This is a genomic window from Phytohabitans flavus (assembly GCF_011764545.1).
Lineage (GTDB): Bacteria > Actinomycetota > Actinomycetes > Mycobacteriales > Micromonosporaceae > Phytohabitans > Phytohabitans flavus.
The window spans coordinates 4,191,159-4,205,089 of the sequence record NZ_AP022870.1; the positions used below are offsets into that span (position 1 = coordinate 4,191,159).

Annotated in this window: 13 protein-coding genes and 2 pseudogenes; 8 read left to right on the plus strand and 7 right to left on the minus strand. The window is 71.8% G+C overall.

What is annotated here, in order from left to right:
- Positions 1 to 2: 2 nt before the first annotated feature.
- The 3 genes from Pflav_RS45780 (at position 3) to Pflav_RS18255 (ending at position 2,308) form a co-directional block, all read left to right on the plus strand.
- Positions 3 to 236, plus strand: a complete 234-nt coding sequence (locus tag Pflav_RS45780) for a hypothetical protein (RefSeq protein ID WP_232071582.1) — start codon at positions 3 to 5, stop codon at positions 234 to 236.
- Position 237: 1 nt separating this feature from the next.
- Entirely contained in the window at positions 238 to 1,137 is a 900-nt protein-coding gene (locus Pflav_RS18250; RefSeq protein ID WP_173037227.1) for a carbohydrate ABC transporter permease, read from the plus strand.
- A gap of 94 nt (positions 1,138 to 1,231) precedes the next feature.
- Positions 1,232 to 2,308 (plus strand): hypothetical protein, encoded by a 1,077-nt coding sequence (locus tag Pflav_RS18255; RefSeq protein WP_173037228.1) that lies wholly within the window; start codon positions 1,232 to 1,234, stop codon positions 2,306 to 2,308.
- A gap of 133 nt (positions 2,309 to 2,441) precedes the next feature.
- Here the strand turns inward: Pflav_RS18255 and Pflav_RS18260 are convergent, their stop codons facing one another.
- The 3 genes and pseudogenes from Pflav_RS18260 to Pflav_RS18270 form a co-directional block, all read right to left on the minus strand.
- Positions 2,442 to 2,849: a VOC family protein gene (locus Pflav_RS18260; protein ID WP_173042504.1), complete on the minus strand. Its 408-nt coding sequence runs from the start codon at positions 2,847 to 2,849 to the stop codon at positions 2,442 to 2,444.
- Positions 2,850 to 2,867: 18 nt separating this feature from the next.
- Positions 2,868 to 3,323 (minus strand): annotated as a pseudogene (locus tag Pflav_RS18265) (SRPBCC family protein); the annotation flags it as partial.
- Positions 3,320 to 3,661, minus strand: coding sequence for an ArsR/SmtB family transcription factor (locus Pflav_RS18270; RefSeq protein WP_173037229.1), 342 nt, complete (start codon positions 3,659 to 3,661; stop codon positions 3,320 to 3,322). The gene Pflav_RS18270 and the pseudogene Pflav_RS18265, both read right to left, overlap by 4 nt.
- A 100-nt stretch (positions 3,662 to 3,761) precedes the next feature.
- Between Pflav_RS18270 and Pflav_RS18275 the strand changes: the two genes are divergently transcribed.
- The 4 genes and pseudogenes from Pflav_RS18275 to Pflav_RS48805 all read left to right on the plus strand — a co-directional run bounded on the left by Pflav_RS18275 (position 3,762) and on the right by Pflav_RS48805 (position 6,548).
- Entirely contained in the window at positions 3,762 to 4,181 is a 420-nt protein-coding gene (locus tag Pflav_RS18275; RefSeq protein ID WP_197938620.1) for a GvpL/GvpF family gas vesicle protein, read from the plus strand.
- A gap of 29 nt (positions 4,182 to 4,210) precedes the next feature.
- A pseudogene (locus Pflav_RS48800) lies at positions 4,211 to 4,312 on the plus strand (zf-HC2 domain-containing protein); the annotation flags it as partial.
- Between the two features lie 197 nt (positions 4,313 to 4,509).
- Positions 4,510 to 5,163 (plus strand): hypothetical protein, encoded by a 654-nt coding sequence (locus tag Pflav_RS45785; RefSeq protein WP_232071584.1) that lies wholly within the window; start codon positions 4,510 to 4,512, stop codon positions 5,161 to 5,163.
- A gap of 2 nt (positions 5,164 to 5,165) precedes the next feature.
- Positions 5,166 to 6,548 (plus strand): putative protein N(5)-glutamine methyltransferase, encoded by a 1,383-nt coding sequence (locus tag Pflav_RS48805; protein WP_197938621.1) that lies wholly within the window; start codon positions 5,166 to 5,168, stop codon positions 6,546 to 6,548.
- A gap of 501 nt (positions 6,549 to 7,049) precedes the next feature.
- Here the strand turns inward: Pflav_RS48805 and Pflav_RS18290 are convergent.
- The 3 genes from Pflav_RS18290 to Pflav_RS18300 all read right to left on the minus strand — a co-directional run bounded on the left by Pflav_RS18290 (position 7,050) and on the right by Pflav_RS18300 (position 10,878).
- Complete coding sequence (locus Pflav_RS18290; protein WP_173037231.1) at positions 7,050 to 9,383, minus strand: rhamnogalacturonan lyase; 2,334 nt, start codon at positions 9,381 to 9,383, stop codon at positions 7,050 to 7,052.
- Between the two features lie 144 nt (positions 9,384 to 9,527).
- Positions 9,528 to 10,376 (minus strand): alpha/beta fold hydrolase, encoded by an 849-nt coding sequence (locus Pflav_RS18295; protein ID WP_197938622.1) that lies wholly within the window; start codon positions 10,374 to 10,376, stop codon positions 9,528 to 9,530.
- Between the two features lie 55 nt (positions 10,377 to 10,431).
- A complete protein-coding gene (locus Pflav_RS18300; protein WP_197938623.1) occupies positions 10,432 to 10,878 on the minus strand; it encodes a carboxymuconolactone decarboxylase family protein in 447 nt (148 codons plus the stop codon).
- A gap of 579 nt (positions 10,879 to 11,457) precedes the next feature.
- On the opposite strand from Pflav_RS18300, the gene Pflav_RS42920 reads away from it, so the two are divergent.
- The gene (locus Pflav_RS42920; RefSeq protein ID WP_180201272.1) at positions 11,458 to 12,537 is read left to right on the plus strand and encodes a Pecanex-like protein 1; all 1,080 of its coding nucleotides are present in this window, start codon (positions 11,458 to 11,460) and stop codon (positions 12,535 to 12,537) included.
- Here Pflav_RS42920 and Pflav_RS18310 read toward each other — a convergent pair.
- On the minus strand, positions 12,530 to 13,873 hold the full coding sequence (locus Pflav_RS18310; RefSeq protein ID WP_173037233.1) for a condensation domain-containing protein: 1,344 nt from the start codon (positions 13,871 to 13,873) through the stop codon (positions 12,530 to 12,532). The two genes, Pflav_RS42920 and Pflav_RS18310, sit on opposite strands and share 8 nt — an antisense overlap.
- Positions 13,874 to 13,931 lie beyond the last annotated feature (58 nt).

The window sequence follows — 13,931 nt, forward strand, 5'->3', positions numbered from 1 at the left end:
TGGTGGTCGGCTCGCTGACGTTCTTCGACCTGATCTTCGTACTCACCGAGGGCGGCCCCGCCGACGCCACCCGCGTGCTCGCCCTGGACATGTACAAGCGCGGTTTCCAGGCCTACCTGATGGGCCCGGCCAGCGCGATCGCCGTCATCCTCGTCCTCGTCGGCCTCGCGCTGGCGTTGCTGCTGCGCCGGCTCGGCGGCCGCGACGCGAGCACCAGCCAGATGGAAGGTATGTGAGATGGCGACGACGCTGTCGACCGGGAGCGACGTCGAGGTCGAGGCGCCGCCCGGGCAGGGGCCGGCGCGGGGCCGCGGTCTCTTGCGGTACAACTGGCTGGGCGGGCTGGCCGGCTGGCTGTGGCTCGTGATCGTGGTGGTGCCGATCTACTGGATCGTCATCACCAGCCTCAAGTCGCGCGCGGTCTACTACCAGGAAAACCCGCTCGCGCCGCCGACCAACCCGACGCTGGAAAACTACAGGTCGGTCATCGAGTCGGACTTCGCCCGCTATTTCTTCAACAGCGTGGTGGTCACGCTCGGCTCGGTGCTCCCCGCGGTACTCGTCTCGTTCATGGCCGCCTATGCCATCGTGCGCGGCGGGGCTGGCAGCCGGTTTCTGCGCGGGGTCAACGTGCTCTTCCTGATGGGGCTGGCGATCCCGCTCCAGGCCACCATCATCCCGGTCTATCTCATCATCATCCGGCTACAGATGTACGACACCCTCGCCGCCATCATCCTGCCGTCGATCGCGTTCGCGGTGCCGCTGTCCGTGCTGGTATTGGCCAACTTCATCCGCGACGTACCGAAAGAGCTCTTCGAGTCGATGCGGATGGACGGCGCGACCGAGTGGCGGACGCTGTGGAGCCTCGCCTTCCCGCTGACCCGGCCCGCCCTCGTCACCGTATCCATCTACAATGGACTGACGATCTGGAACGGCTTCCTGCTGCCGCTGATCCTCACCCAGAGCCCCGAAAAGCGCACGCTCCCGCTAGCGCTCTGGACCTTCCAGGGCGAATACGGCGTCAACGTCCCCGCCGTCCTAGCCTCGGTAGTACTAGCCACCCTCCCGATAGTCGTCCTCTACGCCCTAGGCCGCCGCCAACTCCTGAGCGGCCTGACGGTGGGTTTCGGCCGCTGACCACTTCGGGGGTTGATCAGGGACTTGGTGGATAGACACGCCGCCCGACACGCCCACGAAGTCCCTGATCAACTGCCCGGTTACGGTTGGCGGCGTGAAGGGGCGTGGGGTCCTCGGGCTTTTGGCGGCCCTTGGCGCGGCTGGGGTGCTGCTGGTCCAGGTGCCGGTGGGGACGCGGGTGTCTGAGGCGCCGCCGGCGGTTGCTGAGGTGGCGTGGCCCCAGGTGCGGCTGGCGTCCGTGCCGGGCACGCTGCCGGACGGTACCGCGTACAGTCCGGCCTTCTTCCTGGATGCGCGGGCGTCGGTCGGGCCGGCGCTCGACCCGCGCGGCGGCGGGGTGCGCCTCGTGCTCCGGTCGGCGGACGGCGCGGTACGGGTCCTGCGCGGCCCCGGCGGGGCGGGCCGGTCCTATGCCGCCTTCACCCGGGCCGGCGCCGACCTGGTCTGGGCGGAGTCGGTCACCGCCAAGGACGGCACGCCGAAGACCGAGCTGTGGCGGGCGGACCTGGCCGGCGGGGCACCGCGCCTGGTCACCGCGGACACCGGCTGGGCGACGTTCGCGAACTCCGAGTACGACCTGGTGGTCGCCTCGGGCCGGGTGTACTGGGCCGCCTCGGCGCCCGGCCCCAGCCCGGCCACGCAGGTGCGGTCGGTACCGCTGGGCGGCGGGCCGGTGCGGGTGGACACCGAGCCGGGTACGTGGACGCTGGCCGGCTGGCCGTGGCTGGTCGGCTCCGGCGGTGGCCAGCGTGGTCCGGTGCGGATACGCGACCTGGACAGCGGCCGCACGACCACCGTCGAGGACCGCGCGCTGGACCGGTGCGGGCCGGCGTGGTGCCGGCTGTTCGTCCTGTCCGGGGACGCCCCGGTGCGCAGCGAGCTGATGCGCCCGGACGGCAGCGACCGGCAGACCGCCGCCGACAACGGGGCGACCCCCGCGATCGGGGACGTGGCCGTGCTGGACCGGTTCGAGGTGCTCTCCGGTGACTCCAGCACGATCGCCGCCGCGGTCGGGGGCCAGCGGCTCCTGGTCTACGACATGAAGACCCGGCAGCTCGTCGCCGTCGCGGACGCCGCGAGCCGGGTGTCCTACCGGGCCGGCGTGCTGTGGTGGGCCACCAATGCCGGCACGAACACGACCTGGCACACGCTCGACCTCCGCACCGTGTGAAATCACCGCCGCGGATATCGGTACGCGTAAGCTGATGCCAACCTGAGTTCATCCCGCAAACACTCAGGGACCGCCGTAAGCCCTCCTCAACTTCAGAATGCCGAGGAGGGCTTACCCGTCAGCGGGCGTCGGCTCAGCCGCGGGCCGAGATCTGCTGTACCGCCCAGGCGTTGCCGTCCGGGTCGGCGAAGTGCACGAAGCCGACGTTGTCCAGCGGGTTGTCGACGGCGCTCGGGTTTTCCCCCAGCACCTGGATCTCGCTGACCTCCACACCCCGCTCGACGAGCTGGGCGCGCGCCTTGTGCAGGTCGGCGACGACGAGCTGGAGGCCCTTCAGCGAGCCGGGTGGCATGTCCGGCACCGCGCCCTTGCCGATGACGATCGAGCAGCCGGAGCCGGGCGGGGTCAGCTGCACGACCCGCACGTCGTCGCTGATCACCGTGTCGTGGTCCACATTGAAGCCGAGCTGGTCGGCATAGAACGCCTTCGACCGGTCCACATCGGACACCGGCACGATGACGACCTCGAGAGTCCAGTTCATGTTTTGCGTTCCCTCCGTGAGTACCTTGTCGAGGCGGTCGAGGCTCTCCCCGAGGCCACGGGCCATCGGGTAGCGGAGCACGCGGTCGCGCCCCTCCTGAGTCGCGTACCGCACTGTGGTGGTCAGGTCGGTCCGGCCGGCCCGCTCGCCGAACTCGTGCGTGATCACTGTCTCGCCGGGATACGACTGGTCGTCGAAGACCTCGGTGAGGACCAGCCGGCTGTGCGGCTCGACCGCTTGGAAGACGCCGCTCTGCGCCATCCGCTCGCCGCCCGGCCCGTCCGAGACGAACCTGTACGCGCCGCCGACCCGCAGGTCGAGCGCGCAGGAGACGAGGTGCCAGCCGCGTGCGCCATACCACCGGGTGAGCAGGTCGGGCCGGGTGAAGGCGGCGAAGACAAGCCGCGGCGGCGCGTCGAACGAGCGGGTGAGCACGATCTCCCGGCCGGACGGCGTGGTGACGACGACGCTCATCCCTCGCCTCCCTCGCTCTCCCGCAACCGCGTGAGCAGCGCGTCCAGCCGCTGGTAGCTCTCCTCCCAGTATTCGCGGTAGCCCTCCAGCCAGTCGACCGCGTCCTTGAGCGGGCGGGCCTCCAGCCGGCACGGCCGCCGCTGGGCGTCCCGGCCTCGCGAGACGAGCCCGGCGCGCTCCAGCACCTTGAGGTGCTTGGAGATCGCCGGCTGGCTCATGTGGAACGGTGCGGCCAGCTCGGTGACCGTCGCCTCCCCGGCCGCCAAGCGGGTCAGGATCGCCCGCCGGGTCGGGTCGGCGAGCGCCGCGAACGTCGCGTCCAGCAGATCGGTTGCCATTCATAACCTCTTAGTTTCATAACCTTATGGTTTTGTACTCGCATTGGATCACCGTGTCAAGTCGAGTGATCCAGTGCCTGCCGGCGTGCGTACTGATCGCGTGAACGGCGTAGCCGTGTATCTCTTCGGGGTGGTGGCGGCGGACCACCCCGGCCAGCCGGCCGACCTGGTCGGCCTCGGCGGTCCCGACACCGCACTGTGGCGGGTACACGCCGGCGCGACCGCCGGTGTCGTCACCGCCGCGCCCGGCTGGCTCCGGGCCCGCCCGCGCGACCTGCTCGCGCACCAACTCGTCCTCGACTGCCTGTGGCAGTACGGCCCGGTGCTGCCGGCGCGGTACGGGATCGTCGCGCCCGACGAGGAGACGCTGCGCGCGGCACTGCGCAGGTCGGCCCTGCGCCACCTGGACGCTCTCGCCCAGCTGGCGGAGCTCACCCCCGCGCGGGCGGGAATCGAGCCGATCACCGGGCTCGCTGGTATGGCCAGCACAGGCAATCCCCTTCTCGACCGGTCCGGCTGACGGCGGTACCGTCAACGGCGGTGACCGCGATGTATGTACACGACGAGGTGCTCGACCTGATCGGTGCGTGGGCCCTGGACGCCTGTGACCCGGACGAGGCGGCGAGGGTTGACGCGCACCTCCGCGGATGCGCGACCTGCGCCGCGGAGGCTCGGCGCCTGCGTTCGGCGGCGAGCTGGCTGGCCGCCGACCGGATGGTCCCGGCGCCGCCCGCCCTGCGTCACCGCGTGCTCGCGGGCGCCCACGCGGCCCGCCCGGCGGCGCTGATGCGCACGCTCCTGGGGGCGTATGCGGGCAGGCCGCGCTGCTGGACCGGCTCCTGGGCGCGGTGCGGGCCGACGACTGGACCCGGCCCGACCCGCGGCACGAGACCCTCGGCGGTGTGGTGGCCCACCTGGCCGGCAATGACGCGATGCTCGCCGCCGACCTCGGCCTCTCGGTCGTGCCGCTGCCCTCGGGTGCGCCGGCGGAGGTGCACGCCGCCTGGCGCGAGCAGAGCCGCGTGATCGTGGATGGCCTCGCGGGTCACCAGGGCGGCCTCGACCAGCGGGTCCGGCTCGCGCACACCGGGCCGCCGCCGCTGCGGCCGCTGCGCGACGCGCTGGTGCAGCGGGCGTTCGAGACCTGGACGCACCTCGACGACATCGGCAGCGCGGTCGGGCGCGGCACCACGACGCCCCCTCCGGAGCAGGTGCGCCGGATCGTCGACCTGGCCGCCGCGCTCCTGCCCGGCGCGGTGCGGGGCAGCGATTCGGGCGACGAGGTCGGCACCGTTCGGCTCGTCCTCGAAGGCGCCGGCGGTGGGGAGTGGACACTCCCTTGTGGACGGGGCGATGATACGACCATCTACGCGGACGCTGTCGAGTTCACCCGCCTCGTCGCCAACCGGCGCGGCGCCGACTCGCTATCCCATACCACCGCCGGCAGCCCGGCGGTGTCGACGCGGGTCCTCCATGTCGCCGCGACGCTCGGGTGTGACTGAGCGTGCCGCCGGACGAGGGCGACGCACGACTGCGGGAGCGGCTCGTCGCCGGCGACGGTGACGCGCTCGCGGAGGTGTACGACCGGTGGTCCGGCCTGATCCACACGCTGGCGCTGCGGATCACCGACGACGCGGCCGCGGCCGAGGACATCACGCAGGACGTGTTCGTGCGGCTGTGGCAGCGCCCGGAGGCGTACGACCCGGAGCGTGGCGCGCTGCGCACCTGGCTGTGCATGCTCGCCCGCAGCCGCGCGCTCGACTGGACCCGGCGGCGGGAGGCGCGGGCGCGGTACCACGCGGTCGCCGGTGCCTCGGCGGCCGCCGCGATCGTGTCCGCGGACATCGACGAGTCGGTCATCTGGCACACCGAGACGAAGGTGGTGCGCGAGGCCGTACAGGCGCTGCCCGACCTGCAACGGCAGGCGGTGCAGCTGGCGTACTACCGGGGCACACCTACCGGCAGGTCGCGCTGGAGCTCAACATCCCGGAGGGTACGGCCAAGTCACGGCTGCGGCTCGCGCTCGCCAACATCGCCGACCGCCTCGCCGCCGAGGGCATCCTCGAGCGCTGAAATCGGTGGGGTGGGCGGGCATGGGCGCGTAGCATCGCCTCGCGTGTCGATCGTGGAAGAGCTGCGCGCCGCCGGGTGCGTCTTCGCCGAGGACGAGGCGCGCCTGCTCACCGCCGGCGCGGACGGCCCCGCCGACCTCGCCGCGCTGGTCGGGCGGCGGGTGGCCGGCGAGCCCCTGGAGTACGTGCTGGGCTGGGCGGAGTTCTGCGGGCTGCGGATCGCGGTCGACCCCGGTGTGTTCGTCCCGCGCCAGCGGACCGCGCTGCTGGTACACGAGGCGGTGACCCTGCTGGCCGGCCGCCCGTCCCCGCCCACGGTCGTCGACCTTTGCTGTGGCTCCGGGGCTGTGGCCGCCGCGGTGGCCGCGGCCGTCGGGCCGGTCACCCTCCACGCCGCTGACGTCGACCCCGCCGCGGTACGGTGCGCGCGCCGCAACCTCGCGCCCGCCGGCGGCCACGCCTACCAGGGCGACCTTGACGCGCCCCTCCCCACGGCACTGCGCGGCCGGGTGGATGTCCTGGTGGCGAACGTCCCCTACGTCCCCACCGCCGAACTCGCCCACATGCCACCCGAGGCCCGCGACCACGAACCCCGGGTCGCGCTCGACGGCGGCGGGGACGGCCTGGACGTACTGCGCCGCGTCGCGGCCGCCGCCCCGGGCTGGCTGGCGCCCGGCGGCCACCTGCTCATCGAGACGAGCGACCGCCAGGCCACCGCCGCGATGGCGGCATTCGCCGCCGCCGGCCTCACCCCGCGCCTGGTCACCGACGACGACCTGGGCGCCACCGCCGTCGTCGGCACGCGGATCCACTAGAAACCCTGGCGGGCTACCGCGATGTCCGCGGTGGTCCGGACCGTCGCTCCCGCGGCCTCACCCTCCGCGGTCGGCAAGCTCACCCCAAGGTCGTGGTCGGCCGACCGGGACCTTCGCTGCCGGGTCTTCGGGATCAGGCCCAACAACCGCCAGATCGTGGTACGAAGCCGCCCCTGTGACGGCCGGTCCGTACCACGATCTGCTGCTCTTTGTCGACGGTGCGTCGCTTCGACGCCGCGAGGCGTCGGTCAAAGGGCGGAAAGCAAGACTGTGTCCACGCCGCACCCCCATCCCGCACGCCGATCTGAGCTGTCCGGCCGTAGGGCCGGTGGGCATGCGGACAAACTAGCCAAAACCCCCAACCCGAGGTGCCGCCGGCTGCGGGTTGTGAAGCGCGGAGGGTGAGGCCGCGGGAGCAGCGGTCTGGACCACGACGGGCATCGCGGTAGCTCAAATCTTTGTCTGGAAACGGGTCTATCAATGCGCAAGCTGACCGGGGCATCAGCGGCGCAAAGGGATCTTCGACCAGTCGGTGTCGGAGGCGAGGTAGAAGCCCGGGTACGACGGCTGGTTGTACGTGGTCTGCTGGCGGGCGACCTCGGCGCGGTACTGCGGGTCGTGCATCAGCGTGTACATCTTGTGGCCGGTCACCTCGGTGCTCAGGTAGACGCGGATCGCGGTGCTGTCCAGGGTGCGGACCAGCAGCTCCTCGCGCCAGTCCCCCAGCACGTCGGCGACGAGGGCGGGGTTGCCCTTGGTGCCGTTGTTGGTTGTCGTGCCGGTGGCGGTCAGCAGGCGCCCGCGCTTCCAGTCGTCGATGGTGGTTTCCGCGGGCGCCTGGCCGTTGACGATCTGCGTGGTCAGGTCGGCTGCCCACCGGATGCTCATGTTGGTGCCCGGTGTGGTGGGCGCGAGCAGGTCGCCGTCCGCGGAGAAGAGGCCGATGCCGAGGTCGGCCGCGTTCGGCGGCATGGCCGGCCAGGCCTCCATGCCCGGCACGTCCGGCTCGATGTCGCCGACCATCGCCCGGCCCGTGTCGCGCCCGGTGTAGTCGCCGAAGAGCACCTCGCCGGTGGCCGCGTCGCGCATCGCGTGGCCGTACGGGGCGAAGGTGGCCCCCTCGTGCGCGGTGTAGATCTCCAGGCCGGGGCGGGCCGGGTCGATGTCGGTCACGTGCATGGCGTCGCCGTGGCCGAGGCGGACGTTCTGGCCGGCGACCGCGCTCTCCGGCGGACCCACCGCGAACGAGCTGTACAGCAGCGTGCCGTCGTGGTCGATGGTGGCCGCGCCGTACACGATCTCCTGCTTGCCGTCGCCGTCCACATCGGACGCGCTGAGCGAGTGGTCCCCCTGCGTCGTCAGCGTCTTGAACTCCGGGTCGGTGCCGTCCCGCCCGTGCGGCCCGTCGTTGAACGGGTTCGTCATCGGCACCCAGCCACTGTCCACGTACCAGTGCTCGCGCAGCCGCCGCCCGTCCCAGTCGTACGCGACCAATGTGGACCGGGTGTAGTAGCCGCGGGCGAAGACGGCCGAGGGGCGCTTGCCGTCCAGGTACGCGACGGCGGAGAGGAAGCGGTCCACCCGGTTGCCGGGCTCGATGCGGGCCATCGCGTAGTCGCCCCACATGAGACCGTCGTCGTGCCGGCCGGGCTTGTAGTCGACGGTCTGTAGCTCGCGGCCGGTGGCGCCGTCGAAGACGGTCAGGTACTCCGGACCGTCCACGATAAACCCTTCGAAGTTGCGCAGGACGTTGCGGGCGCTGCGGGCCGGGGCGTACACGTCGACGAAGTAGTCGACGAGCGCGGTGGCGTCCACACGCGACAGCGGGTAGGTGTACGCGGGCGGGATGCCGAAGGCGGCCTCCAGAGTGGACGGCCACCGCCCGGCGACCACCTCGGGGTGCTTGTCCCAGCCCTGGAAGACACCGATGAGCCGCTCGCGGTAGTCGGCAGCGCTCCGCCGGTAGTCGTCGGCGTGCGAGTAGCCGGCCCTGATGTCGCGCTGGGGCATGGTGACGAAGCGCGCCTCGGCGACCGTGCCGTCCCGCTTGTACCGGGTCACCCGAGTGCCGGGCGCGGTCTTGAACATCATCTCCGCGCGGCCGTCACCGTCGAAGTCGTACACGAGGAACTGCGTGTAGTGCGCACCGGCACGGACGTTGACGCCGAGGTCGATGCGGTACAGGAGCGTGCCGTCCGCCTCGTAGGTGTCGATGTAGACCGGGCCGGTGTAGCCGACCTGCGAGACGTCCTTGGAGTTGGACGGATCCCACTTGACCACGTACTCGTAGTCGCCGTCGCCGTCCACGTCACCGACGCTGAGGTCGTTGGCGGAGTACGTGTACGCCTCGCCGGCCGGGGTCACGCCGTCGGCGGGCTTACGCAGCGGGATGTCGCGCGAGGCGCCGGCCCAGGGCGTAACGGCCGCACTGACCGCGACCTGCCGGCCGCGGACGAGCGTGCCGACCCGGTACCTCGATGTGGCTGTGCCGGCCGCGTCGAGGTAGTTGGTGCTGTCCGTCACGGTCGCGATGGGGGTGCCGTCCCGGTAGACGCGGAAGTTCGCCCCGGTCAGGCCGGTCGCGGAGTGGCCGGTCGCCTCCTGGGCGAGCAGGCGCCAGCTGAGGAAGACCCCGCCGGGCGTGGTGGCGGCGACGAGGCCGCGGTCGAGCCGTTCGAGCTGGATCGCGCTCCCGGGCCGGCCCGCGCTCGCGCTGCCGGCGGTGGCGGGTGCGGCGGCGAGGGTGGCGAGGGTGATGGTGCAGGCGGTCGCGAGGGCCCGTCTCGGCAGGCTTGCGAGCCGGAGGCCCGGGAACGCGCGCGGGCGGGGTTTCATCAGCGCCTCCGTGGGTGGGCGGCCGATCGATGAGGTCGATGCGATTCGACAAGCGTTTCGATGAAACGTTTAAACGAGGAGCAAGTAGAAGGCTATGGATGTAGGAAAGCGCTTGTCAAGGCGATCGGTCGAAGGGCTTCGCGCTCAGGCGGTGCTGATGAGACGACCGACGCGTTCGGGCTGGTCCACCTGGACGTAGTGCCGCGCGCCGGGAAGCAGGTGCAGGTCGGCGTTGGGGAACAGGTCCGCGAACCGCCGCGCCACCCGGGCGTTGAGATACCGGTCCTGCGTGCCGAAGACCACCCGTACAGGCGGAGTGAACCGCCGCATGTCCGCGATCCGGCGACGCCTGCGCACCAGTGTGCCGAGCAGATCCTGGTTGAGGCGGAAGAACGCGGGCTGGGCCGACGGGAAGTCCCGTGCCAGCCGTGGCACCACTTCGCGGCGTACCACGAGATCGCTGATGAACGCGCCGACCTGCCACGAGTACAGGCGTCCTTGCACCTCAGGACGGCGGCGGGCCAGGGTGCGGGCGATGGCGCCCACGCCGGGTGTGGAGAAGAGCGCGATCACCGGTGGACGGCGCAAACCGGGCAGCCATTGGTAGTACGTATTGAGCAACACCAGCGCCGCGACCCGGTCGGGATGGCGCAACGCCCAGTCGATGGCGGGCGGCCCGGACGCGTCGTGCGCCACGAGGACCACCCGATCCTGGCCCAGTTTGTGTGACACCGCGTCAAGTACCGCGGCGAGGTCGAGAGTCTGGTTGTCGGCCGTGTACGGGTGGCCCGCCGGCTTGTCGGAGCGACCCCAGCCGAGAAAGTCGAACCGCACCACCGGCCGCGGCCCGTCCAGGTGCGGCAGCAGCCGGTCGTACAGGTGGAGGTTGTCGGGAAAGCCGTGCATCAACACGATGGGCACCCCGGCGCCCGGCCTCACCTCGGCGTACAGCCGATGCCCGCCGCGCACTACCGGCAGTGGGTTCACGGTCACCCAACGACCGTAGCAACGACAACACGCACAGTGAGGGCGTTCGCCGGGTCTCGCGTCAGGGCTGGTACGAGCCCGGGGTCCAGCAGAGGGCCGCTACGCCGATCCGGTTCCAGGCGTTGATCGTGACGATGGTCGCCAGCAGCTGGGCCAGCTCCGCCTCGTCGAACGCCTTCGCCGCGTCCGCCCACACGTCGTCGGGCACGCCGGCGCGGGTGGGCACCGTGACCGCCTCGGTGAGCGCCAGTGCGGCCCGCTCCCGCTCGGTGAAGTACGGCACCTCGCGCCACACCGGCAGCGCGTACAGCCGTTGCTCGGTCTCGCCCAGCGCGCGGGCGTCCTTTGTGTGCATGTCCACGCAGTACGCGCAGCCGTTGATCTGCGAGGCGTGGGTGCGCACCAGCTCGCGCAGCGGCCGGTCGAGCGGGCCCTCGCCGGACGCGCTGTCCAGGCGGCCCATCGCCGTGGAGAACGAGGGCGCGAGCTTGTCGAAGTCAAGTCTCATGGCCCTGACACTATGGCCATCCTCGACCATCTCACTGGGCCAATCGCGACCCAACAAGCCTGGGCCAATCCATCGAGCGATCCGCCGGATGGGCATGGCGGCCCTCGGGTTTGGTTGTGTACCGCGGAGGGTGAGGCCGCGGGAGCGACGGTCCGGACCACGACGGACGCCGCGGTAGCCCAAGTCTTCATCAGGCGACGAGCCCGCAGCCTCCATTGTCGACGGACCGCCGGCCCAAGCGTGCCGAGACCATGCCGCGCCGCTCGACCCCAACCCAGCGTCGGCTTTTCGCGTGGTTAGCCGTTCCTTAAGTTTCTTTCTTGTCTGGTGGGTGCCCCACCCGTCGCGGCCCCTTCCGGGCCCCGCGTGGCCTGCGGCAATCAGGTACAGAACGACCGAATCCGTCACGATCAACAGCCGGTGCCAACCTCAAAATTGGCTTAAAGGCGGGGTTTTGCGCGTTTGAACGCCTCGACGCGCCGGGAGTACGCTCCGCCCGCTGGTCGCGCTCTCCGCTCTCCGCCCCCTGGAGTCCCCCTCATGGCAAACGATTCTTCCCGTTGGCACTACCGCGTCCGGATGCGCGTGGCGCTGGCGATGCTGGCCGTCCTCACGACAGCGCTCGCGGGCTGCGCGGGCCAGCCCGGCGAGCAGGTCGTCAACGAGCCGCAGGCCGCCGGCGACACGGCGGTGACGGACCAGTACGCGGAGCCGACCCCCGAGGGCGGTGACCCCACCACGCCGGCGGCGCGCAACAACGCGGCGACCACCAAGCCGGCCGACCCGGGCAACCAGGGGAACGGCGACCAGGGAAACCGGCCGGCGACGACAAGCCCGGCGCAGCGGCGGCCGGCACCCCCGCCCGCCGACGACGAGACGACCGAGGCGCCCGAGCCGCCAGCCGTAAACCGCGCGACGACCCGGCCGCCGGTGACCACGGGCCCGCCGCAGCCCGGCCGCGACTACGGCGCGAACGGCACCCGGCCGCCGGTGACCACCGGCCCGCCCCAGCCCGGCCGCGGTGACGACCCGACCACCCAGCCGCCGACCACGACCGCGCCCCCGCCACCACCCGCGACCACGGCGCCGCCGCCGACCACCGCGCCGCCCGCGCTGGACTTCGGGCCGGACCAGTGCTCGGAGGGGAACGGCCTGCCGGCGCACGACGGCTTCCAGAATGGCGGCCGGTGCGTCGACACCCAGATGGGCGAGGTCGCCGACGCCGCGAACAACCCGTCGCTGCTCATCACGGAGGCGCCGGAGAGCATCGGCGTGGGCCAGCCCTTCACGATCCGGGTCAGCACCCGCAACCTGATCCGCGACCGGTTCCTGCCGGCCGGCCAGGGTGGGTACTACGTGGACATGTCGATCCTCAACGCCCAGGGCCTGGTCCGCGGCCACTTCCACACCGCCTGCCGGATCCTCACCAGCACCGACGTGGCCCCGGAGCCCGCGCCCGCGCCGGCGTTCTTCGTCGCGACCGAGGACCGGCAGGGTGGCAGCGAGCCGGACGTCATCGAGATCCGGGTGCCCGGCCTCGCCCAGGCCGGTACCTTCCAGTGCTCCGCCTGGGCGGGCGACGCCTCCCACCGCATCCCGATGATGCAGCGCGCCAACCAGATTCCCGCCCTGGACTCCGTACGCGTCGAGGTCAGCTGAGGGGCACGGCCGCCGGATCCAGGGCTGCCGTGACGGCTGTCTGCTCCACCGCGCGGGCGCAGGCCAGCATGTCCTCCCGGGACACGTAGTGGGTGTCCGCCTCCAGCGTCAGCTGGAACGAACCGGGTGCCTCCTCGACGGCGGCGAGCAGCCGCTCGCTTCGCCGCCGGGTCAGCGGGCTGTCGGTGTACGCGCTCATCGCCAGCGCGGCGTGCACCTCGTCGGCGGTCGGCGCGTCACCAACGGGTTTGGCCTCCGGGTCCAGCCGGCGGTCGTTGTAGTAGCAGTGGACGTCCAGCTCCTCGCCCCGCTCCCGGCCGACGCGGTCGACGAGTTCGGCCACCTGGTCGGGGTCGTAGTAGGCGTTCTTGAAGGTCGAGACGACCCGGCGGGCGAGCCGGTTGAGGGCCTCGTCGAAGGTGACGCCGGCTACGTCGACCGCGCAGAGGCCGTACTGCGTGATGACCGCGACCGAGTCGGCCAGCCCGCGCCGGAACCGGTTGTTGACCGCGACCCGGGTGACCGACGGGTTGACGCCGGTCACCCGGGCCAGGGCGACGAGGAAGAGCGTGAGGATCACCTGGGCGCTGCCGGCCTGGGTGCGGCCCTGGATGAGCTGGATCGCCAGGCGGGTGGCGGGTGAGGCGAACTCGAGCTTCCAGTGGCGCGGCTCGCCCCGGTCGACAGGTTCAGGAAACCGCCGCGCCGGCATCTGCCGCAGCACCTGCGCCCACTGCCGCAACACGGCCTCGTTGTGGCGCTGGCCGGCCGGCGAGCGCTGCCAGCGGGCCTGCCCCAGCGGCTGGATGGCGGTGACCGGCTGCGGCAGGACGCCACCCGAGGCCTCCCGCTCACGCAGGTCGGCGAGCACCGCGAGCGCGCCGAAGGCGTCCCAGACGACGTGGCACACGGTCATGACCCGGTAGGCGGGGACCCCGTCCCGCACGATCGCGGCCACGAGTATCGGCCACTCCCCGGCGAAGTCGAGGTCGTGGTCGGCGTACCGGACGACCACCCGCTCGGCGACCTCGGCGGGGTCCTCGTCGCCCGCCTCCACCACATCGAGGGCGACCTCCCCCGCGCTGTGCACCACCTGGAGGGGCGGGCCGGCGGCGGGGTACCGCAGGCGGGTGCGCAGCACCTGGTACCGGCTCATCATGAACCGCAGCCAGCCGGCGACGTCCGCCAGCGTGGTGCCGGCCGGTAGACGCTGCACATTGGACAGTGCCAGCCAGCAGCCCTGCCGCTTCATGGCGCCGAGGATCTCCCGTTGGCCCCAGCTGAGCTCGGCGACCCCGGAACCCTCGCCCTCGAAGCGCACCACCATCCGGCCCATGCCAACCAGACTCGACCCGGCCGGTCGAGCGCTGGCGGAGAACCGATCGGGGCGTGGG